Origin of the sequence: Streptomyces sp. NPDC046915, from assembly GCF_040644935.1 — a bacterium.
GTDB lineage: Bacteria > Actinomycetota > Actinomycetes > Streptomycetales > Streptomycetaceae > Streptomyces.
The window spans coordinates 515,306-537,923 of the sequence record NZ_JBEYXB010000004.1 but is presented as its reverse complement, the minus strand read 5'-3'; the positions used below and the strand labels follow the sequence as shown (position 1 = coordinate 537,923).

Sequence of the window (22,618 nt, the reverse complement as noted above, 5' to 3'; positions counted from 1 at the left end):
TGCTCTTCCTTCCTGGGGCCCGCGGGCGTGCTACGCCCCGGCCCTGACGCGCGCGTCGGCCGTGAACTCGGCGATGGTCCGGCGTTCCAGAACGATGCGTGGCTCGATGGGCAGTCCCAGCCGGGCGGTGAGCCTGGTGGAGATGGCGGCCGCCCGCTCCTCGTCGCCGCCGAGGGCGTAGAAGTCCTCGTAGATGCCCACGGGGCCGCGCCCCAGCACTTCGGCCCAGACCTCGGCCACGGTCTCCTGGATCCGGTTGCGGGCCGCGGTCGCACGAGGTGCGACAGCGGCGACGACCGTCAGTGTGCCGTCGTTGTTCCAGCGGCCGCGGTCGCCCGTGGGCCGGCCCGGGTGAGCGTCGGCGACGCCGGGACCGCTGACGTACACCTGCCCGGTGGTTCCGATCGGTACGGGTTCCAGGGCCGCGTCGAGGACCTGGATCCGCAGGTCGCCGACCGGCCTGCCGTCGACGCTGACCAGCCCGATGTCGCCGGGCCGGTAGTCCAGGGCGACGTCGAAGGAGACCCGCGTGGACGACGGGGACGACGTGGACGACGTGGACGACGTGGAGGGCGCGGCCGTACGGTCGCCGCTCGTGATCAGCAGGCGCAGTGCCGTGCCCGTGGCGTGCGCGCCGTAGCGCAGTGCGTCGGCCGACGCCGGGTCGAGCGCGGCCACCGTGACGCCCTGACCGGCCAGCCACGCGCCGGTGTCCTCGGGGGTCAGCACGACGTCGGGCGGTGCGATCACCGCGGTGGCGCCCGCGGCGAGGGCGGTCCACAGGTGCCGGCCGGCCTCTTCGTGCAGGGCTCCGGGCAGCAGCGCCCAGCGGTCGCCGGACGTCACCGCGTAGGCGTTCAGACAGTCGTCGACCACGGCGACGAGCGCGCCGTGCGACAGCGGGGTCCGCCTGGCGCCGCGCTTGATGCCGGTGTACGCGGCGTTCTCCCGGACCACGGTCGCCTCGGGGCGCCGGTCGCCCCCGTGCGGGTCCGCGTCGATCCGCGTCCAGGGTCCGTCGGGGCCGGCGGAGGGAGCGGCGACGAGTGCCTCGGCACCGGCGTCCCGCATGATCTGCTCGCGCCGCCGCGGGGTCAGGGCGGGGTCGAGCGGCACCACCGCTCCGCCGGCCAGGAGCACCGCCAGCTGGGCGGCGACCGTGTCGGGTGACGGCTCGGCGACGACACCGACCGGGGTGTCCGGGCCGACGCCGTGTGCGCGCAGCGCCGCCGCGAGACGGCCGGCCCGGTCGAGGAGTTCGCCGTAGGTGAGGCTCTCCCCGCCGGCCACCACGGCGAGTGCGTCGGGTGTGCGGGCGGCGCGGTCCGCGATCCGCTCGTGCACCAGGGGCACCGGGGTGTTCGTCCGGGGCCGGCCGAACTCGTGCAGGACCAGGCGCCGTTCCTCCTCCGTCAGCAGGTCCAGACGGGACAGCGGCACCGTGGGGTCCTGCACGATCTGCCGCAGGACCAACAGGTACCGGTCCCACAGACGGCGCATCGTCACCTCGTCGAAGAGGTCCGCGGAGTAGACCACGAGGCCGTGCCAGTCGTCGCCGTCCTCCTCGATGAGGTGCAGTTCCAGGTCGGCCCGGGTCGTGACCAGGTCGAGGTGGAAGGGGTCCACCCGGACGCCGTCGAGGCCGAGCCGGGCGGCGGCGGCCGAGCCGGAGTCGGTCGGCTGGACCACCTGGAAGAGCACCTGGATCAGCGGGTTGCGGCTGAGGTCGCGGACCGGTGCGAGTTCCTCGACGAGCTTCTCGAAGGGGAGGTCCTCGTGGTCGAGGGCGTCGTGCACGCCCTCGCGCACCCGGGCGAGCAGGTCGAGGTACGACGGGTCGCCGCCGCAGTCGGTGCGCAGCACCAGCCAGTTGGCGAAGAACCCGATGAGGTGCTCCAGTTCGCGGTACGACCGGCCCGCCACCGGCACGCCCACGGACACGTCCGGCGTGCCGGACCAGAGGCTCAGGAGCGCGTCGAAGGCCGCGAGGAACACCATGAACAGGGTCGCCGAGCCACGCTTCGCGACTCCTTCGAGCGCCGTGACGAGGTCGGCCGGCAGGGTGAAGTCGAGCCGGTGGCCCACGTAGCTGAGGGTCTGCGGCCGGGGACGGTCGATGGGCAGTTCCAGTGGCCGCAGGCCGGCGAGCCGTTCCTTCCAGTAGGAGCCGAGCTCCTCCAGCACCGGGCCACGCAGTCGGCGTCGCTGCCATTCGGCGACGTCGGCGAACTGGACGTCGAGGACGCGGGCTTCGCCGCCGGCGTACAGCGTCTCGAGTTCCTCGCACAGCACCGACAGGGACCAGCCGTCGGCCGCGATGTGGTGGGAGGCGATGACGAGTACGTGGTCCTCGGCGGCGATCCGGTACAGCCGCGCCCGCAGGAGCTGGTCGGCGCCGAGGTCGAAGAGGGTCCGCCCGAACCGCTCTCCGAGCGTACGTGCTTCCTCGGGTCCGGTGACGTCGATCACCGGCACGTCGACCGGGACGGCGTCGTGCACCAGCTGGCGCGGTGCGCCCGCCACGCGAGCGAACGTGGTCCGCAGTACGGTGTGCCGTTCCACGACGGCGCTCAGTGCCCGGGAGAGCCGGGCCACGTCGACGGGGCCGCGCAGCCCGAAGCCGAGGGCCACGTTGTAGAAGGGCTGGTCGGGGGCGAGTTCGCCGAGGAACCACAGGCGTTCCTGGCCGAAGGACATCGGCAGGTCGGTGCGTCCGACGAGGTCGCCGTGGAAGATCCGGGCCGGCCCGTCGCCCTGCGCCCGGCCTCCGGCGGCCTCCACGCGCTCGGCGAGCTCCGCCAGCGTCGGGCTCTCCAGCAGGGCCGACAGCTCCAGCTCCACCCCGAACACACTCCGCAACCGCGACACCACCTGCGCCGCCAGCAACGAATGCCCACCCAGGTCGAAGAAGTTGTCCTCCGCCCCGACCGACTCCACCCCCAGCACCTCGGCCCACATCCCGGCCACCACCTCGGCCACCGCGGACCCGGCAGCCGGCGCCACCTCGCCCCCCGCGGCCACCACACGCTCGGCGAGCTCCGCCAGCGTCGGGCTCTCCAGCAGGGCCGACAGCTCCAGCTCCACCCCGAACACACTCCGCAACCGCGACACCACCTGCGCCGCCAGCAACGAATGCCCACCCAGGTCGAAGAAGTTGTCCTCCGCCCCGACCGACTCCACCCCCAGCACCTCGGCCCACATCCCGGCCACCACCTCGGCCACCGCGGACCCGGTCCCGGGGGCGTCCGGGGCCGTCGTGGTGGGTGCGGGGCCGGCGGCGGGCGCGGGCAGGTTCCGCCGGTCGGCCTTTCCGCTCGTGGTCTTCGGCAGCTCCGTCAGGGTGACGAACGCGGACGGGACCATGTAGTGCGGCAGCCGCTCACGGACGTGCGCGCGCAGCTCCGCCTCGGGAACGGGGGCTGCCGAGGGGACGACGTGGGCGACGAGGCGCCGGTCGCCCGGAGTGTCCTCCCGAGCGGTCACCGCGGTCTCGCGGATCCCGGGATGGGCGAGCAACTGGGCCTCGACCTCGCCGAGTTCGACGCGGAAGCCGCGGATCTTCACCTGGTCGTCGGCCCGGCCGAGGAACTCCAGAGTGCCGTCGGCGTTCCACCGGCCGTAGTCGCCCGTGCGGTAGAGCCGGGCGCCGGGCCGGCGCGCGAACGGGTCGGGTACGAAGCGCTCGGCGGTGAGGGCGCCCTGCCCGGCGTAGCCGCGGGCGACGCCGACGCCACCGACGTACATCTCGCCGCGCGCGCCCACGGGGACCGGCTGGAGCCGCTCGTCGAGGAGGTAGACCTGGGTGTTGTCGACGGGCCCGCCGATCGACAGCGGCCCGCTGACGTCCCCGGTCCGCTCGGGGAGGTACCTGCGCTCCGTGGAGATGACCGACAACTCGGTGAGTCCGTAGACGTGGTGGACGGCGTCCAGCCGGCCCGACCAGCGGTGGATGGTCCGCGCGGCCAGCTGCTCGCCTCCGATCACCAGGCGGCGCAGCCGCACTCCGGAGTCCGGGTCGAGCCCGGACCACAGCGCGGGCACGGTCTGGATGACCTCGATGCCGGAGTTCCGGAGGAACCGCTCCAGGCCGGGACCGGAGGTGTCGTCGGCGGTCGCCAGGTGCAGTTCGGCACCGGCGGTGAGGGCGACGTAGACGTCGAGGACCGATACGTCGAAGACGGGCGAGACGGCTTGGCCGACCTTGGTGCCGCTCGTCACGCCCCAGGTACGGGCGGAGGAGAGGGCGATGTTGACGATGCCGCGGTGCGGCACCACGACGCCCTTCGGCCTGCCGGTGGAACCCGAGGTGAAGATGACGTACGCGCAGTGGTCGGGGCCGGTCACCGCGGGCGGCGGCCCTTGGCGGGGGGCGCCGGCGTGGACGTCGACCACCTGGCACCCCGCCTGCTTCGCCCAGTCGTCGGCGGTGCCCGGCGCGGCGACGACCAGTGAGGCGTGCGCCGTGCCGGCCATGTACGCGAGCCGGTCCGCGGGGTCGCCCGGCGACAGGGGCAGGAAGCCGGCGCCGGCCTTGAGCACCGCGAGCTGCGCGACGATCGAGTCGATGCCCCGTTCCAGGCACACACCCACCACGGAGTCGGGCCGCAGTCCCTGTTCGTACAGCGTCCAGGCCAGCCTGTCGGCCCGGGAGTCCAGTTCCGCGTAGGTGAGGGAGGCGTCCCGGGAGACGACGGCCACGGCGTCGGGGGCGCGTCGGGCCTGTGCCGCAACGAGGTCGTGCAGCACGAGCTCGGGCACCGGGCGCTCGGTCCCGTTGAACCCGCGGACGACCTCGTGCCGTTCGTCCTCCCCGAGGACGTCCAGTCGGGACAGGGGCAGCTCCGGTTCGGTCGCGAACTGGCGGAGCACCCGGACGTAGCGCGACCAGAGGCGGCGCATGGTCGGCTCGTCGAACAGCTCGGTGGAGTAGACGAGCTGGCCCGACCACACTCCGGTGGAGTCCTGGGCCACCTGCATCTCCAGGTCGAGCCGGGTCGTCAGGACGTCCACCTCGAACGGCTCCGCCTCGATGCCCGGCAGGTCGATCCCGGCCGCTCCGGCCTCACGAGCGCCGGCGACGTGGAAGAGCACCTGCACGAGCGGGTTGCGGCTCAGGTCACGCGCCGGCGCGAGCTCCTCGACGAGCTTCTCGAAGGGGAGTTCCTGGTGGTCGAAGGCGGCGTGGGCGTCCGCGCGCACCCGCCCGAGCAGTTCCGCGAGCGTGGGGTCGTCGGCGCAGGACGAGCGCAGCACGACCGTGTTGACCAGGAAGCCCATCAGGGACTCGAGCCTGCGGTGCGAGCGCCCGGCCACGGGGACGCCGACGGCGATGTCGGTCTGTCCCGACCAGTGGCTGAGCAGGGCGTCGAAGGCGGCGAGCAGCACCATGAAGAGGGTGGCCGAGGACTGTTTGGCCACGGCTTCGAGCTCTGCCACGAGCTCGCCCGGCAACGCGAACCGCAGCCGGTTCCCGGCGTAGCTGAGCGCCGCCGGCCGAGCGTGGTCCGTGGGCAGTTCCAGCGGGGCGAGCCCGGCGAGGCGCTCCGTCCAGTAGGCGCGCTGGCCGTCCAGCGCACCGCTCGACATCCGGTCCCGCTGCCAGAGCGCGTAGTCGGCGAACTGCAGTTCCGGGGCGGGGAGTCCGGTGCCCGCGTAGAGGGCGGAGAGTTCTTCGCACAGGACGGACATCGACCAGCCGTCGGCGACGATGTGGTGCACCACGAACAGCAGGACGTGTTCGTCGGGGCCGAGCCTCAGCAGTCCGTAGCGGACCAGCTGTCCCTTCTCGAGGTCGAACGGGTGCAGCAGCCAGGCGCGGGCGGTCTCCCGCGCCGTGTCGATGCCGTCGACGTCGACGGTCTCGAGGTCGACGGGGCCCGGCCGGCGCACCACCTGGTGGGGGACGCCGTCGACGCGCACGAACGAGGTGCGCAGGACGGCGTGGCGCTCGGCGAGGGCGTTCAGGGCGCCGATGAGCCGCTCCCGGTCGAGGGCGCCGTGCAGCCGGAAGGCCAGGGCCACGTTGTAGAAGGGCTGGTCCGGGGCGAGTTCGCTCAGGTACCACAGCCGCTCCTGGTCGAACGACAGCGGCAGGGCGTCGTACCGCGAGAGATCGCCGTCGTGGCGGCGGACCGGGCCGTCCGTCTCGTTCCGGACGGATCCGGAGCCGTCCGCGCGTCCGCCGCGGGCGGCCTCGACACGGGCGGCGAGCCGGCCCACGCTCGGGCCCTCAAGGAGCGCGGAGATCTGCAGGTCCGCCCCGAACGCCCCCCGTACCCGGGCCATGACCTGGGCGGCCAGCAGCGAGTGGCCGCCCAGCTCGTAGAAGTCCTCGTCGACACCGACCCGTTCGACTCCGAGCACTTCGGCCCAGATGCCGGCGATGGTCTCCTGGACGGGGGTCGTGGTGGCGGCGTACGCCTCGTCGCCTTCGGCGCGGGCGCCGCTCGGCCGGGGCAGGGCCTGGCGGTCGACCTTGCCGCTCGCGGTCTTCGGCAGCCGGTCGAGGACCACCACCGCCGACGGCACCATGTAGTCGGGCAGCCGTTCCCGCAGGCCGGCCCTGAGCCGCGCCTCCGTGCAGCCGCCGTCGGCTGCCACCACGTAGGCGACCAGGCGCTTGTCGCCGGGGGTGTCCTCGCGCGCGGTGACGGCTGCCTCGCGTACGTCCGGGTGCGCCAGGACGTGTGCCTCGACCTCGCCCAGCTCGACCCGGAAACCGCGGATCTTCACCTGGTCGTCCACCCGGCCGAGGAAGGTGACGGTGCCGTCCTCGGCCCGGCTCCCGAAGTCGCCGGTGCGGTAGAGGCGGGCGCCGGGCTCGGCGGAGAAGGGGTCCGGTACGAAGCGGTCCGCCGTCTGGGCGGGGCGGCCGGTGTAGCCCCGGGCGACGCCCGCTCCCCCGACGTATATCTCACCCCGCCGGCCCGCTTCGACCGGCCGCAGCCGCTCGTCCAGGACGTGGACGGTGGTCCCGGGCAGGGCCTGGCCGATCGGGGGATAGTCCTGGACCGGAGGCGTCACCTCGCAGCTGGTGCAGATGACCGTGGCCTCGGTGGGGCCGTAGGCGCTGAAGAAGGCACGGTCCTGCGCCCAGTGGCCGGCGACCTCCGGCGGCACGGCCTCGCCGCCGGAGATCAGCTGCCGCAGCAGCGGGAGTTCGGCCCGCGGCATGGACTGCAGCGCGGCGGAGAGCACGGCCGCCGTGGTGACCTCGTAGTCCTCCAGTACGCGCAGCAGGTCGACGCCCGAGCCGACGGCGCCGGGGGGAAGCAGGACGAGTGTTCCGCCGTTGCACAGGGCGAGACACAGGTCGAAGACGCTCGCGTCGAACCGCACGGGGGCGAGCTGGAGCACCCGTTCGCCCGGCCCGTGCCGGTACAGGGTCCGCTGCGCCAGGGCCAGGTTGACCACGGCCCGGTGCGGGACGACGACGCCCTTGGGGGTGCCCGTGGAACCGGAGGTGTAGATCAGATAGATGGCGTTGCCGCCGTCACCACCGGCGGTCACGGGTGCCGTGGGGCACTTCGCGACCTCCTCGGCGGCCTCGTCGACGTGGATCACGCTCCAGGGGCCGTGATCCCGGGTGTCCGTCATACCGGACCGGCTCAGGACGACGGGCGCGCCCGCGTCCGCGAGCATGAACCCCACGCGGTCCGCCGGATCCGCGGGGTCCAGCGGCAGATAGGCGCCGCCCGCCTTCATGATGGCCAGCAGGGCCACCACCTGGTCGATCCCTCGCTCCAGGCAGAGCCCGACCACGGTCTCCGGCCCGACTCCCCGGTTCCGTAGGAAATGGGCCAGCTGGGCGGCGCGTCCGTCGAGTTCGCCGTAGCTGATGTGTTCTGTTCCCGAGACCACGGCGACCGATTCGGGCGAAAGCAGCGCCTGGTCGGAAATCAACTCATGGAGCAGAGACCGGTCCGGCATTGCGGTCAGCCCTCCTGTGCGGCGCTCGCCGCGACGGACTGCCGGACGCTCAACGGTGTTATGTCGGTCCAAACGTTCTCGATATGGGCGAGGCAGTCTTCCTTCGAGCCATGGAATCCCGCATCACGCCACCCGTTCGGCAATTCATTTCCAGAGAGCCAGATCGAGTACTGCTCTTCATGGTTCACGACCACGGAGTATTCGTCTCCACCGATCATCCTGATACCTCGTTCCACATGCCGGATTAGGGTGTGACCAGCGACTGCGGGATGCTATTTATGGCCGATCTCGACCGTCAAGCTTCAGAGGGCCGCGTGACGTTGGCCGACACCGGCGAGTTCTTGGTTGTGGAGAAGCTCGACCGCTTCCCTGTCGAGCACTCGTTGAATCCACTCGTCCAGTGAAGTGCCGGATCGGCTGGCCGCCGCCTGCCATCGCCGCATTCGGTCGGCCGGCGCCTTGAGAGTCACGGTCGACGGAGCCGGAACCGGGATTCTGTCACCGGTCGCCTTGTCTTCCTTGACATTCCGGCGGAGTTCGGTGACCGACCAGCCCTCCTGCTCGGCACGGTCGAGCCACAGTTCCTGCTCCTCCTCGGAGAGGGCCGCCACTTCGGCGTGGTGCTGCATGCTCAGTGTGTCCCGTCGACGGGACACGTCGAACTTGCGTGCCACCCATGCGTAGTTCCGAAGGGTCTTGTAGTGCAGCGAGCTCGCCTCGATTGCCCGCTTGTAGCGGTCCGGATACCGGTTCTGGCCGTAGATGAGCCAGTCACCGAGCCACCAGGACGACGCGTCGGCGACGGAGAATATCTCCACACCGACCGATATCCAGGCCTCCAGGGGAACGGCCCTGGGAAAGCTGAGACTGGTCCGCTTCTTCTGGACTTTGACGGCGGAATTGACGGGCCGTCGTACGCTCATGGGAAATCCCCCGTTAGGTGATGCTGGACAGGAACAGGAGTCCGTCAGGTGGAGATCGCGAGGACGGCCGGGGCGACATGACGAACACCGGACGCCTTGAGCGCCCTCACCAGTGCCTCCGCTTCCTCACGGCTGTCCGCCAGCAGACATCCCGGCTGGATGCGCAGCCGGTCGATGGCGTCGGCGGGGACGCTCAGCGCGGGGTCCGCCACCTCGGTCACCTCGACGCCGGCCAGGTCGCCGGTCCACTCCGCCACCACGTCGGCCGCCGTCGGCAGCCGGTGCGGCACCGTGACGATGATCAGGACCTCGGCCAGCCCTCCAGGGGCGGCCAGGACCTTGGGCAGATGCTCGACGACGTCCTTGACCAGGCCCTCCGCATGGAGCGGGGGCGTACCGTCCGGTTCGCTCACCCCACCGGAAGCCCGGCCCGGCGCATTGAAGACCACATGGTCCACGGGCCCGAACTCCTCGAGCCCCACCCGGAAGTCCCCCACTTCGAAGACCGCCTCGCGCCCGGCGAGGAGCGCGTTGAGGCGGGCGTAGGCGACCGCCCGCGGGTCGATGTCGACTCCCGTCACGGACGCGTAGCGGTGGGCCCGGCCAAGGGCCAGCACCCCCGACCCGGTTCCGATGTCGAGCAGCCGGCCGCCACGAGGCGTGATGTGTCGCATGAAGCGGAGAGTGCTGGCATGCGGCGGCATCACCGGATCGAAGGGGCCTTGGAGCTTCTTGGCCATGACCGGATATCCGCCGGACTCCGCCGGGCACTCGAAGAGCCGATCCGAGAGGTAATACGATGCGCCGAGCGGCGAGATGGAGGCGCGGGCCCGAATCCTCCCGCCGACGTCGAAAACGAGTCGGAGGGCGTCGAATGCGGAGCGCGCGGTCCGGGAGATCCGGCGCTCGTAGGTTCCCCGGGGAACTTCCGCGTTCCTGACGAACAACTCGGTGAGTACGCCCACCGGGGTGGCGGCCAGTTCGTCGGCCCGGTCCCGTGACCACAGTGCGTAGAGCGCGGAGTTGGCCAGGAGGTCGTAATCATTGGCGGCGCCCAGAAGTGCGGCGACAGAATCCGAGGTGAAACCGTGGCTCCGTAATACGTCACCCAGTTCACGGAGCGCCGGCATGAACGCCGACGAGCGGGGAGTCGGTTCATCGGTCCAAGGAATCATGTGGTTCACCTGTGAGTTGACTGGATGAACTGTCGGTCCACATAGAGCAAAGGGCCCGATTCATGCGCTGTGACACGGACGTCCGTGACAAGACCGATCAGGAGGAGATGGGTGGAGCGGTCCACGACTTCGTCGAGCTCGCACACGAAACCGGCCAGGGAATCCGCGAGCAGGGGAGCACCCGGGCGTTCCTCCCACCATGTGCCATACGCGAAACGGGCTTCGCCCCGCACTCCGGGAATCAGTCCGGCGAAGGCCTCGGCGACCGGCCGCTGACGGGCAGACAGCACATTGACCGCGAATACCGGGGCCTTCTGGATCGCACCGCCCAGACGCGTGTCCTTGTTGACGCACGCGACGAGTGCCGGGGGATCCGCCGTGAGAGAGCAGACGGCCGTTGCCGTCAGGCCGCAGGGCTCGCCACTTTCATCGGCGCCGGTGACGACACATACCCCGCCGGCCAGGTGGCGCATCCCCGAACGAAAGTCCTCAGAACGTCCATCAGAACGTCGATGAATCACCGTCAACTCCCCCGTCTTGAGCCGTCCTTGAACTAGCCCGGACAGGTAATCGATTAGATCAACGGCGGATGTCGAGTGGGAAGGAACAAGCCCTCGGCCGTCACGTGCGCCGAGGCCGCGCCCCGGGCCGCCGAAACACAACCGTCCGAAAGTTGGCTGAATCGGCGTCATATCTGGCTGGAACAAGGGCCGTTCGAGGCATCGAGGCAGCGGCGGGCCGGTTCGAAACCTCGAACCGGCACGCGTCCGAGCCTCTCCCGAAATGACAAGGTGTCCTTGACAAACCCGATTTGTCAATCAAACATTGCCGCATCCCCGCTCATCGCAGCACCCACCCACCGAGGAAACGGATCCCGCATGAGCACGTCTCCCCCCACCGACCTCCGGTTCCCGCCCGCATTACGCAGGGTTCTCCTGGTGACCGTGCTGGGCTCGGTCATGTCGTACCTCGACGCCACGGTCGTGAACGTGGCGCTGCGCTCGCTGTCCGACAGCATGGACACATCGCTGGCCACGATTCAGTGGCTGGTCACGGCCTATCTCCTGGGGCTGGCGGCCGTGATCCCGGTGAGCGGATGGGCCGCGGCCAGGTTCGGGGCGAAGCGGATCTACGTGCTGTCCCTCGCCGCCTTCACGCTCGCCTCCCTGGCCTGCGGACTCGCCAGCAACATGGGGGAACTGATCGCGTTCCGCGCCGTGCAGGGCGCCGCCGGAGGTCTCGCGCTGCCCGTCGCCCAGATGATCACCGTGCGCCTCGCGGGTCCCGAGCGCATCGCCCGCGTCATGAGCGTCAGTGGCGTACCGACCCTGCTCGCCCCCGTCTTCGGGCCGGTGCTGGGCGGTCTCCTGGTCGAACACGCGGGCTGGGAGTGGATCTTCTACATCAACGTGCCGATCGGACTGCTGACCGTCGCGCTCGCCCAGTGGCTGGTGCCGGCGGACTCCGCCCAGCAGGCGGGCCCACTCGACGTCCCGGGCCTGGTGACGATGTCGCTCGGCTTCGCCGTCCTCACCTACGGTCTCGCGGAGATCGGTACGACGGCCCGCGTACTGTCCGCCCAGGTGCTGGTCTCCGTCATCGCGGGCGTCGCGCTGATCGCGGTCTTCGTCCTGCGCGCGCTGCGCACCGAACGCCCCCTCGTCGATGTCCGGTTGTTCGCCAACAAGCTGTACTCGGCCGCCCAGTTGACCAATGTCTGCCTCGGCTCGGCGGTCTTCGGCTCCGTCATCCTGATGCCGCTGTACTTCCAACTGGTGTGCGGCGAGGACCCGGTGGCGACGGGACTGCTGCTCATCCCGCAGGGCATCGGCGCGGGGTTCGCGATGATGGTCAGCGCCCGGCTGGTGGACAAGCTCGGCAGCGGGCTCACGGCCTTCCTCGGCGGCGTCGTGAGCACGGTGGCGACCCTGCCCTTCCTGGTCATCGAGGCGGACAGCTCCTACTGGTTCCTGGGAGTCGCCATGGTCGCCCGGGGCTTCGGCATCGGCGCGTGCGCCATCCCGGCGACAACCGCGGCATACCGCGTCATCCCGCCCGCCAAGGTCAACGACGCGACCGTCCAGATCGGCATCCTGCAACGGGTCGGCGGCTCGACCGGCACAGCGCTGTTCGCCGTGGTCCTGCAGAACGCGCTGGACTCCGCGGGCGACCCGGCGGCGCGGGCCTCCGCCTTCGGTACCGCCTTCTGGTGGGTGCTGGCCGCGGCCGTCCTCGCCACCCTCCCCACCCTGCTGCTGACGGCCGCGGAACGGCGCGCGAACAGGGCCGTCGCCGTACCGGAGCACGCCTAGACACCCGAGGGGCATGCCCGGACACCTCCGGGCCATGGTCCCGTTCCCGCCGGCGCCCACGTCGTGAACCCGGGTTCACGACGTGGGCGCCGCCGTTTTCGGCGGCTTCCGTGGGACGGCACATTCCTGGACCTGGAGGCGGGCCGTTCGCTACGTTCACGCAAGGACCGCAGCCGCCACTGCCTTTCCCACCCCCACCAGGCAGGCGGCCGCCCGTACCGGTTGCAGCGCTCCGCGCTCCCGGCCATCCCACTCCCACGGCTGAGGTAGATGTGACACAACGTGCTGTTCGTGCAGCCACATCCCGGTCATCGACGAGCGAGAGCCGGCCCGCCCGGGGCCGGCGTCGTGTGCTCGGCTACGGGCTGCTGGTCGTCCTGCCCCTCCTGGCGTCCGTGGTCGTCCTGGTGTCGCACGGCTCACGTCCGTCCCGCGCCCAGAGCGCCGCCGCTCCCGACCACGCGGCAGCCCTCTTCTTCGCCATAGCCGTCGTGGTCGCCGCGGCCCGGACGGCCGGCCTGCTCGCGGTCCGTCTCGGTCAGCCGCAGGTCGTCGGAGAACTCGTGGCGGGCATCGCGCTCGGCCCGACGGCACTGGAGCGCATCGCCCCCGGTGCCTGGGCGTGGCTCTTCCCCCAGTCCGCCGTCGCCGGCATCGGCGCCCTCGCCCAACTGGGGCTCGTCCTCTTCATGTTCGGCGTCGGACAGGAGGTGGTGCGCAGCAGCCGGGACCGGATGGGAGGGGACGGAAGCCTGATCGCCCTCACCTCCTTCGTGCTCCCGTTCGCCACGGGCACCGCCGTCGCCCTGCCGCTGGCCCGGCACTTCACGGGCAGCGCCGGTGACAGCCTCACCTTCGCCCTCTTCCTCGGGTGCGCGCTGAGCATCACCGCCTTTCCCGTACTCGCCCGCATCCTCACCGACCTGGACCTCGTCCACGCCCGCACCGGACAGCTCAGCCTGTTCGCCGCCGCCGTCGGTGACGGCCTGGGCTGGCTGCTGCTGGCGGCGACCCTGCTGCTGGCCCGCGGCGGGGACCTGGCGTCGCTGTGGCCGAAGCTGGTGCTGGCCCTGGTGACGGCCGCCGTCCTGCTCGGGCCCGTGCGGATCGGGCTGGCGCGGTGTCTGGGACGCGGGGACCGGCGGCCGGGAGCGGCGTTCGTGCTGATGATCGCGGTCGCCGGCCTCGCGCTGTCGTCGGGCGTCACCGCGCTGCTGGGCATCCACCAGCTGATCGGCGCCTTCCTGTTCGGGCTGGCCTGGCCGCCCGACCTGCCGCGCGAGGTGTCCGTCACGCCCTCCCTCGGTGCCATGGCGCACCTTCTCCTGCCGTTCTTCTTCCTGGGCTTCGGGCTTTCGGTGGACCTCGGTGCCCTGCCCTTCACCCCCGGGACCGCGGCCGTCGCCGGCCTCCTGCTGGGCGTGGCCGCCGTCACCAAGATCCTCGGTGTCGCGCTGGCCGCCCGCTTCTGCGGGATGGACCGCGCGGAGGCGACGACCCTCGGCCTGCTGATGAACTCGCGGGGGCTCACCGAGCTCGTGGTCCTGGGAGTCGGTCATGAGGCGCGCCTGATCGACGGGGAGATGTTCGCGATCCTCACCCTGGTCGCCCTGGTCACGACCCTGATGACCGGCCCCGGGGTGCGGCTCTTCGGCACCCTGCGCGAGCCGGCCCCGGAGACCGCACGATGACCGCTGCCCGCCCCGTGCCGGCCGTGGGGCTGCGGGAGAACCTGAGCGGACTCGCCGCGCTCCGCCGTGACCAGGTGGGTCACCTCTGCGCCCTGGTCCGGCGGCACGGGGACATCTTCCGGGTGCTGCTGGGCGGGATGCCGGTCGTGATGCTGAACCACCCGGACCTCGTCCGGCACGTGCTCGTCGACCGCCACACGACCTACGACAAAGACACCTTCATGTACCGCTCGGTCCGGTCCGTGATCGGCGACGGGCTGGTGGCCCACGAAGGCGGCGCGGTCTGGCACCAGCGGCGCAGGATGCTCCAGCCGGCCTTCCACCGCGGGAGCGTCTCCCGCTTCACCTCCGTCATGTCCGACGAGACGGCCCGCATGCTGGCCGCCTGGACCCGGCCCGGCGACGCGGCCCGCACGGTGGACGTCACCGCGTCCGCCGCGGACCTCGCCCTGAAGATCGTGCTGCGGTCCCTGTTCGGCGCCGCGTCGGACGAGCGCGCGGCCCGCTTCGAGCAGGACTTCCTCGAGACCAACGCGCTGGCCGGCGCGTTCTTCCGCTTCCCCTTTCCCCCGCTGGGCTGGCCCACCCCTGCGCACCGGCGGCTGCGCTCCAGAGTCACCGCCATGCACGGGTTCATCGCGGAGCTGATCGAGAGCCGTTCGCACCGCGGGGACGACGACCCGGACCGCCCCGACCTCTTCTCCCTGTTGCTGCACGCCCTCGACGAGGAGACCGGGAGCCGGCTCACCCGTGAGCAGGTCACCAGTGAGGTCCTCTCCATGGTCGTCGCGGGCTACGAGACCACCAGCAACGCCATCGCGTGGATCTGCCATCAGCTCGCGGACCTGCCGGAGGTCCGGCTCCGCCTCCAGGACGAGGCCGACCGCGTGCTGGGCGCCCGCACGCCCCGCTTCGAGGACCTGCCGCGCCTGACGTACACGCGGATGGTGGTGGACGAGACCCTGCGGCTGTTCACCCCGGCATGGCAGACCATGCGCCGGGCGGCGGCCGACGACGTGGTGGGCGGCCACCACATCGCCGCGGGCACCGGGATCTACATCAACTTCCTCACGCTCCACCGCCATCCGGAGTTCTGGCCGGACCCCGAGCGCTTCGACCCCGAGCGCTTCGACCCGAAGGCCCAGGCCGGCCGCCCACGCCATGCCTACCAGCCCTTCGGCGCGGGCCCGCGCCACTGCATCGGCAAGCACTTCGCGCTCACCGAGCTGCTGGTCGTCACGGCCATGATCGCCCAGGCCTGCACCCTGGCGCGGGTGCCGGGAGCGCCCCGCACCGGCTTCGCCCCGCTGCTCACCCTGCACCCCGCGGACAACATCCGCCTTCACATACGGAGTCGCCGACCCCATGACCCCGCAAGACCTGCCCACCGCCGGTGCCCGTGAGCTGTTCGGCGGCGCACTCGCCTTCAAACGCGACCAACTGGGTTTCCTGGCCGAGAACGTGGACCGGCACGGCGATCTCTTCCGGTTCCGCCCCCTCGGGATCCCGATGATCCTGGCCAATCACCCCGACCACATCCAGCACATCCTCGTGGACGGGGAGGAGCGGTACGACAAGGACGCCACCATCTTCAAGGTGGTCCGCCCCGTGCTCCGCGACGGCCTGATCGCCATAGCCGACAAGGACCGGTGGAGCCGTCAACGCCGCATGATGGCACCGCACTTCACTCCGCGCACCGTCGCCGGGTTCGCCGAGAACATGACCGTCGAGACAGAGCGCATGGTGGAGCGCTGGGAGCGCCGGCCGCGCTCCGCCGGCGACCTCCTCGACGTCACCGACGAGGTGGGCCAGCTGGCTCTGCGGATCGTCAACCGCTCACTGTTCAGTGCCGACGTCAGCCGGGCCGCCCAGGCCTTCGAGCGAGCCTTCGGCGCGGCCAACAGCGTGCTCGGCTCCTTCTTCCGGTTCCCGTTCCCGCCGCTGAGCTGGCCCACCCCCCGGCGGCGCCGACTGCGCCGCGCCATCGACGACATGGACCGCTTCGTGTCCGGCGTGATCAGCGAGCGGCTGAGGGGATCCGACGCCGAGCGGGTGCCGGCGGCGAAGCCGGACCTGCTGACACTGCTGCTGAACAGTGTGGACGACGACGGCAACGCGATGGACCTGGAGCAGCTCCACCACGAGGTGCTCAACCTCTGCATCGGGGCCTACGAGACCACCACGAACACCTTGTCCTGGGCGTTCTACATGCTGGCCCGGCACCCGCACGTCGAGGAGCGGCTGCACGCCGAGGTCGACGAGGTGCTGGGCGGGCGCGTTCCGGTCTTCGAGGACCTGCCCCGGCTGCGGTACACCCGGATGATCATCGACGAGACGCTGCGCGTCTACTCCCCCGCGTACCAGACCATGCGGCACGCGCGCGCGGAGGACGTCATCGCCGGTTACCGCATCCCGGCCGGCAGCAACGTGCTCCTCAACAGCTATCTGCTGCACCGCCACCCCGAGTTCTGGCCGGATCCGGAGAGGTTCGACCCGGACAACTTCACCCCGGAGCGGGTGGCCGCGCGTCCGAAGCACGCGTACATCCCCTTCGGCAGCGGCCGGCGCGTGTGCATCGGAAAGCACTTCGCCCTGACCGAACTCACCCTGGCGCTGGCCACGGTGGCCCGCAGGCACCGGCTGGTCCTGCCGGAGCGGGCGCCCGTCGTACGTCCCGAGCCCCTGATCACGCTGCATCCGCGAGGCGGCGTCCACCTCCGCCTCGCCCGCCGCTGACGCCCCGGCCCCTCGTCCCTGGAGCTCCCTTGATCGACGTGAAGTGTCCCTTCCCCTACTCCGTCAACCCGCACGCCCCGCAGGCCCGCGAGCGCCTGGAGGCCTGGACGCGGGAGCACGGTCTGCTGCGCGGTGCCCGAGCCCGGGAACGGTTCGAGCGGGCCGACTTCGGCTGGTTCGCCGCGCTCGTCTATCCGACCGCCGACGCCGAGGCGCTCGACCTCATGGCGGAGTGGTTCGCCTGGCTCTTCCTGGTGGACGACCAGCTGGACGACGGGGCCTTCGGCCGCTCCCCCGAGCGCATGGCGCAGGCCGTCGCACTGATGCGGGAGATACTCGGCGATCCCGCCCCGCCGCGGGACACGTCCCTGCCGCCCGTCGCCGTCGCCCTCGCCGACCTGTGGCGCCGCACCGCCCGCCGGGCCTCACCGCGGTGGCGGGCACGGTTCGCCCGTCACCTGGAGCAGTGTCTGGTCACGGCCACCGTCTGGGAGGCCGAGAACCGCGTCAGCGGAGCCGTGCCCACCGAGGAGACCTACATCGCCAACCGGCGGCACACCGGGGCCATCTACGTCTGCATGGACCTCGTCGAGACGGCCGAGAACGTCGAGGTTCCGGCGCCGGGCTACGACACACCCGCGTTCGAGGCCGCGCTGAACGCCGCCTGTGACGTCGTCTGCTGGGTCAACGACGTCTACTCACTGGCCAAGGAGCGTGCCCTGGGGGAGGTCCACAACCTGGTGTACATCGTCGGTCACCACCGGGGGCTGGACGAACGCCGGGCGCTGGAGACGGTGTGCTCCGCCATCGCCGCGCGTACGGACGACTACCTGGCCGCCGAGCGGGAGCTGCGCCGCGAACACCCCCGGGACGCACCATGGCTGGAACCCACGCTGGCGGGCATGCGGTCGTGGATGCGCGGCAACCTCGACTGGTCGCGGCGCACCGAGCGCTACACCTCGGACCTCGTCCGGGACGGTGCGGACACCCACTATCTGGAGAGCGCGCTGATGGAGGTGGGCCGGTGACCGCCGTCGGACACGACACCGATGTACGGGAGCTGCTGTCCCGGGCCCGGCAACTGACCGAGCCGGCGCTGTGCAAGGCCGTCGCCCGGCTGCCCGAGCCCACTCGCGCGGTGGCGGAATACCACTTCGGCTGGCGGGACCAGGAGGGCAACCCGGCGTCCGGCGGCTGGGGCAAGGGGATCCGTGGGGCGCTGGTCCTCGCCTCGGCCCAGGCCATGGGCGCCGTACCGGAGCGGGCGGTCGCCGCCGCGGCCGGGGTCGAGCTCGTCCACAACTTCTCCCTGGTGCACGACGACCTCATGGACAGGGACGCCCTGCGCCGCGGCCGTCCCGCGGTCTGGGCCCTGTTCGGTGAGGCACAGGCCGTGCTGGCCGGGGACGCGCTGCTGGTCGTGGCGACGGAGATGCTGGCCGGGGATCCGCCGATGCTCCGGGAACTGTGCGACGCGCTGCTCGCCCTGGTCGCGGGCCAGGGCGCGGACCTCGCCTTCGAGGAGCGCACGGACGTGGACCTGACGGACTGTCTGGCGATGGCCGCCGGGAAGACCGCGGCGCTGCTGTCGGCCGCCTGTGCCCTCGGCGCACGGGCGGCCGGGGCCACGCCCCGGCGTACGGAGGCCCTGCGGCGGTTCGGGCATCACATGGGACTGGCGTTCCAGCTCGTCGACGATCTCCTCGGCATCTGGGGACAGAGCCAGGTCTCCGGCAAGCCCGTGGGAGGGGACCTTCGGCGGCGCAAGAAGTCGTTGCCGGTGGTGGCGGCGCTGCGCTCGGACACGCCCGCGGCCCGGCGGCTCGCCGAGCTGTACCTCACGGGCACGCGTCCGCTCGGGGAGGACGAGGTGTGCGAGGCCACCCGCCTGATCGGCCTGGCAGGCGGTCGCGACTGGGCGGAACGGGAAGCGCGCCGGCAACGGTCCCGGGCACTGGCGGCGCTGGCGGCGGCCGACCCGGCGCCCGAGGGGGCACGGGCGCTCACCTCGCTGGCCGAGGCCATCACACGGCGCCACCGGTGAGACCCGGCCGCCTCGCCCGCGCAGGGGACGCCGGCAGTGCCGGCGCCCCGGCCCGATCCGCCGGTCAGACACCTAGTCCGCGTCCGCCAGTACCTTGGCGAGTCGTTCGAGTCCTTCCTCCAGTACGTCGACCGGTCGGGCGAAGCTGATGCGCAGGGCCCGTTCGGCGCCGAACACCTCGGCCGGCATCACGAGCGTCCGGTGCTGCCGCAGCAGCCGCTCGGCGAGGTCCCGGGACGTGGTCCGGGCCAGGGTGTCGACCCAGGCGAAGGGGGTGCCCTGCGGCGCGACCAGCCGCACCCGGTCGGCGTGCCGGCGCGCGAAGCCCTCCAGGATCCGCAGTCCCGGCCCGACGAGGCGGCGATAGCGTGCCACGTGTTCGGCGCGACGCCGCAACGCGGCTTCGGCGGCCCTTTCCCAGACGAGGGAGTTGGAGACCGTGGTGTAGCGCTTGTAGTTCACCACCGCTTCGACGACCTCCGGGGCGGCGCACAGCCATCCCAGCCGCAGGGCGGGCATCCCGAACACCTTGGACAGGCCGGAGACCGAGATGCCGTGGGGGTGGCGGTGGACGACCGACCCGGCGAAGTCGAGCAGGTACTCCTCGTCGTTGACCACCGCGATTCCGCGCTCGGCCGTGGCGGCCACGACGGTGTCCCATTCGCCCTCGGTGAGCACGCAACCGGAGGGGTTCCCGGGGCTGTTGAGGATGATCAGCCTGGTGCGCGGTCCGATCGCGCGCAGCAGCCCCTCGGAGTCGAAGGGGGTGCCGGGCGGCCAGGGCAGCACGGTGACGTCGCAGCCGATGTGGCGGGGCACCTCCCAGGCCTGCTGCCAGCCGGGGCTGGTGGCGACGACATGGTCGCCGGGCCGGAGCAGGCCGCGGTACAGGAGGTAGAGCCCCTCCTGGGCTCCGTGCGTCACGGCGACGCGGTCGGCGGAGAGCGCCGGGCCGCCGTACATCTCGGCGATCGCGGCGCGCAGTTCCGGCCGCCCGCGGTCGAGGCTGTAATCGAGCTCCCATTCCGGCTCGAGTTCCAGATCCCCGAGGAGCTGGAACTGCACGCCGCTTTCGGCCAGGTCGATGTCGTACCGCCCCTGCGCCTCGTCGAAAAGCCAACGCTGGATGGCGTATTCGGGAATACTCACGCGCTCAACTCCCGTCTCGCTGGAGATCGAAGGTGATGACCACCACATCCCGGTGGGCGATGACGCCGGGGTGTTTCGGAGTGATGGGACTGACGTAGTGCACGACTCTGCGGTCATCGAGATACAGCGTCTCGCCGGGCGCCATCACCCGGTCCAACAGGACGTCGCCCGCTCCGTCCGCCGCGTCGCCTCCGTCGTCTTCGCGGACGAGCGAGATACCGCCGCTCACGTTCTCGGCGGAGACCACCGTGACGGCGACGCCGTCGAAGCCGTCCCGGTGGAAGCCCTCCGGTGCCGGCCGGCCGATCTGGTCGTCACCAGCGACGACGCGGATCTGATGGCAGCCGATGAGGAAGTCCTCGCTCCCCACGAGCCGCCGCAGAGCGGCGTCGCGCACCAGTTCCTCGGCGAACTCGCGGACGGGTTCTCCGAGCGGCTGGAACCTGCGCTCGATGCCTCCCGCGTATCCGTTGACGTCCGTACTCTGCAGAAACGGAGAATCCTGCTGCCAGACGGTTTTCTCACCCTCGACCCGGGCGGTTCCGAAGGCCCGGAAACGAAAGGGGACCAGCGACTTCACATAGTCGTCCGGAGCAAGGGCGTGGAAACTCGTGACAAGTTCGTCCGATATTTTCCCGCACATGTTGAGGAGAGCCAGACGCATGCAGTGCTCCACATTCCCGACGATCCGAACTCCAATGTTCATCGAGTCGAACACAATGCGCTTCCAGGGGTCAAGAATTGGTCTCGCGCCCCACGGGACCACTCCTCACCATGCAAGCAGTGCTTGACAAAACAGCAACTGTCAAGAGTTACTTGCCTCATGACGCTTCCAGACCTCGACGACCTCATCGCCGAAGTGGACAGGACCTGTGACTCCGCCCATCGACCGGGCGTCCAGGACCAGCCGGACTGGCTGGCCCTGCTGACCGTGGCCGCCGGCATCTCCGGCCAACTACAGGCACTGGCGGACGACCTGGTCGAGGACTACGTCGAGCACTGCCGTATGCACGGTGTCTCCTGGGCGGACATCGGCGGGGCTCTCGGAGTCACCCGCCAGGCGGTGCAGCAGCGCTTCCACGCACCCCACAAGCGCTACACGCCCGAGATGCTCACCGAAGGCCTGCGGCAGGCCATGACGCACATGAAGCGGGCCGCGGTGCAGCACCGCAACAACTACCTCGGAACCGAGCATCTGCTGTTCGGCCTCACCACCACGGAGGACGAGGGCCCGGAGAACAGCGCGGTGCGGCTCATGCGCGCGGTGGGCGCCTCTCCGGAGAAGATCAACCGCGCGGTGGAGGGGCGGTTGAGCTGGGGAGCCTCCCAGGCGGCGGAACGCATCGCCTGGACCCCCTTCTCACGCAAGGCGATCGCCATCGCGGAGGAGCGGGCCACGCAGGAGGGCCCCGCCACGCTCATCGACTGCGACCACCTGCTGCTCGGGCTGGCCCACATCGGCCGGGGCCTGGCCGCGACGGTGCTGACCGAGGCCGGTGTCGCCCTGGAGGCCCTCGAGGAGGCCTTCGCGCACAGCAGGTCGGCCGGCGACTCCGCGCCGAAGCACTGAGGTCCGTGAGCCGTCACGACGTCAGGCGAGGGCACATCTGGGTTCGGTGAGAACCGACAGGGTCGAGGTCCACTCGGGCTGGTACTGCCCCGCACCCCCCTGCTCGGGGGCCGGGGTGCGTCCGAGGTGCAACGCGGTGAAGCCCTTGCGGGTCAGGTCCCCGATGAGATGGCGCAGCAGCGCGTGGTCCGGCGCGAGGCTGCGGTGCGCGGTGTCCGTCACCGGCACCAGGGAGTAGCAGTGCCGGCCGCGCGTCAGGCAGAGCCGCGCCGCGACCACCGTGTCGTCGATGGCGAGTGTGGCGATGAAGGTCGTCGTGGGGTCCAGCCGGCGCAGGACGGACCGCCAGTGCTCCGGGCGGCCCGTGGGGGCCCGTTCGGAGAGCAGGTCGTCGTACCAGCGGGCCGGCCGCAGACCGGCCATCACGGCATGGGCGTCCAGGAGGGCCTGCGGGTGGTGGGTGCGCGCGTACGTCACCCGGTGGTTCGCGGCCGCCCGGTCCCAGCTGCGCTGCCGCCGCAGGTGTTCCCGCCGCGTGGGGCGGGACAGGGCGGCGTAGACGAACGGCAGGCGGACCGTGGCGTACTTGGTGTCGACGCGGTTCCAGCCGTCGGCCTGGGAGATCTGCCTCAGGTAGCGGCCGAGACCGCTGGTCGCCAGTACGTCGGTCATGCTGATGTCCTGACCGCCCTCTTCGGTCAGCAGCATCAGATGGAACACGAACGACGCCGCGACCTCCGGGTCGTCCGCGAACGGGCCGACGGGCCGTATGCACTCGGCGTACGGCGCCGAGAGCGGGACGATGCGTGTGTCGGCCCCGTCGTCGTGGCGGGCCAGGGCCAGAGCGGCCAGCGGTCTGCCCGTAGCGCCGACCGAGGCGAGGACGACGGGCCTCATCGTGGCCGGCAACTGCTCCGCCCACGCGCTGAGCCATTCCGACGACTGGAACGGGGTGGCGGCCGGGTCCAGCCGGTACAGCTCGCGCCAGCTGCCGGCGAGGAAGTCCATGGCCTGCGAGCCGGTGAGCATACGAAGGGCGTGTGTCATGGTCGTCCTCTTGCGTTTGCATATGTGGGGGGAGGGTCGCGG

Annotated in this window: 15 protein-coding genes; 7 read left to right on the top strand and 8 right to left on the bottom strand. The window is 71.3% G+C overall.

Annotated elements, in window-relative coordinates:
* Positions 1–30: 30 nt before the first annotated feature.
* The 5 genes from ABZ915_RS13620 to ABZ915_RS13600 form a co-directional block, all read right to left on the bottom strand.
* Positions 31–7,929 (bottom strand): amino acid adenylation domain-containing protein, encoded by a 7,899-nt coding sequence (locus ABZ915_RS13620; protein ID WP_361800753.1) that lies wholly within the window; start codon positions 7,927–7,929, stop codon positions 31–33.
* A 5-nt stretch (positions 7,930–7,934) separates the two neighbouring features.
* Positions 7,935–8,147 carry an MbtH family NRPS accessory protein gene (locus ABZ915_RS13615; protein ID WP_361800750.1) on the bottom strand — a complete coding sequence of 71 codons (213 nt, stop codon included), beginning with the start codon at positions 8,145–8,147 and terminating at the stop codon, positions 7,935–7,937.
* Between the two features lie 84 nt (positions 8,148–8,231).
* On the bottom strand, positions 8,232–8,852 hold the full coding sequence (locus ABZ915_RS13610; RefSeq protein ID WP_361800747.1) for an LmbU family transcriptional regulator: 621 nt from the start codon (positions 8,850–8,852) through the stop codon (positions 8,232–8,234).
* Between the two features lie 44 nt (positions 8,853–8,896).
* Positions 8,897–10,027 carry a 50S ribosomal protein L11 methyltransferase gene (locus ABZ915_RS13605; RefSeq protein ID WP_361800745.1) on the bottom strand — a complete coding sequence of 377 codons (1,131 nt, stop codon included), beginning with the start codon at positions 10,025–10,027 and terminating at the stop codon, positions 8,897–8,899.
* Between the two features lie 5 nt (positions 10,028–10,032).
* The gene (locus ABZ915_RS13600) at positions 10,033–10,500 is read right to left on the bottom strand and encodes a flavin reductase family protein (protein ID WP_361800742.1); all 468 of its coding nucleotides are present in this window, start codon (positions 10,498–10,500) and stop codon (positions 10,033–10,035) included.
* A gap of 405 nt (positions 10,501–10,905) precedes the next feature.
* Between ABZ915_RS13600 and ABZ915_RS13595 the strand changes: the two genes are divergently transcribed.
* The 6 genes from ABZ915_RS13595 (at position 10,906) to ABZ915_RS13570 (ending at position 18,810) form a co-directional block, all read left to right on the top strand.
* Entirely contained in the window at positions 10,906–12,339 is a 1,434-nt protein-coding gene (locus tag ABZ915_RS13595) for a DHA2 family efflux MFS transporter permease subunit (protein WP_361800739.1), read from the top strand.
* Between the two features lie 350 nt (positions 12,340–12,689).
* Positions 12,690–14,030 carry a cation:proton antiporter gene (locus tag ABZ915_RS13590; protein WP_361800736.1) on the top strand — a complete coding sequence of 447 codons (1,341 nt, stop codon included), beginning with the start codon at positions 12,690–12,692 and terminating at the stop codon, positions 14,028–14,030.
* Entirely contained in the window at positions 14,027–15,433 is a 1,407-nt protein-coding gene (locus tag ABZ915_RS13585) for a cytochrome P450 (RefSeq protein WP_361800733.1), read from the top strand. The genes ABZ915_RS13590 and ABZ915_RS13585 overlap by 4 nt, the downstream gene beginning before the upstream one ends.
* Positions 15,396–16,766 (top strand): cytochrome P450, encoded by a 1,371-nt coding sequence (locus tag ABZ915_RS13580; protein WP_361800730.1) that lies wholly within the window; start codon positions 15,396–15,398, stop codon positions 16,764–16,766. Before ABZ915_RS13585 ends, ABZ915_RS13580 begins: the two co-directional genes overlap by 38 nt.
* Positions 16,767–16,804: 38 nt before the next feature.
* The gene (locus tag ABZ915_RS13575) at positions 16,805–17,794 is read left to right on the top strand and encodes a terpene cyclase (protein WP_361801009.1); all 990 of its coding nucleotides are present in this window, start codon (positions 16,805–16,807) and stop codon (positions 17,792–17,794) included.
* Positions 17,791–18,810 carry a polyprenyl synthetase family protein gene (locus tag ABZ915_RS13570; protein ID WP_361800727.1) on the top strand — a complete coding sequence of 340 codons (1,020 nt, stop codon included), beginning with the start codon at positions 17,791–17,793 and terminating at the stop codon, positions 18,808–18,810. The genes ABZ915_RS13575 and ABZ915_RS13570 overlap by 4 nt, the downstream gene beginning before the upstream one ends.
* A gap of 72 nt (positions 18,811–18,882) precedes the next feature.
* Here the strand turns inward: ABZ915_RS13570 and ABZ915_RS13565 are convergent, their stop codons facing one another.
* Both ABZ915_RS13565 and ABZ915_RS13560 read right to left on the bottom strand, forming a co-directional pair.
* Positions 18,883–19,959, bottom strand: coding sequence for a pyridoxal phosphate-dependent aminotransferase (locus ABZ915_RS13565; protein WP_361800724.1), 1,077 nt, complete (start codon positions 19,957–19,959; stop codon positions 18,883–18,885).
* A 4-nt stretch (positions 19,960–19,963) separates the two neighbouring features.
* On the bottom strand, positions 19,964–20,677 hold the full coding sequence (locus ABZ915_RS13560) for a 2OG-Fe dioxygenase family protein (RefSeq protein WP_361800721.1): 714 nt from the start codon (positions 20,675–20,677) through the stop codon (positions 19,964–19,966).
* 105 nt (positions 20,678–20,782) lie between these two features.
* Here ABZ915_RS13560 and ABZ915_RS13555 point away from each other — a divergent pair, with 105 nt between their 5' ends.
* A complete protein-coding gene (locus ABZ915_RS13555; protein ID WP_361800718.1) occupies positions 20,783–21,529 on the top strand; it encodes a Clp protease N-terminal domain-containing protein in 747 nt (248 codons plus the stop codon).
* Positions 21,530–21,550: 21 nt separating this feature from the next.
* Here the strand turns inward: ABZ915_RS13555 and ABZ915_RS13550 are convergent, their stop codons facing one another.
* On the bottom strand, positions 21,551–22,576 hold the full coding sequence (locus ABZ915_RS13550) for a GNAT family N-acetyltransferase (protein WP_361800715.1): 1,026 nt from the start codon (positions 22,574–22,576) through the stop codon (positions 21,551–21,553).
* Positions 22,577–22,618: the final 42 nt, after the last annotated feature.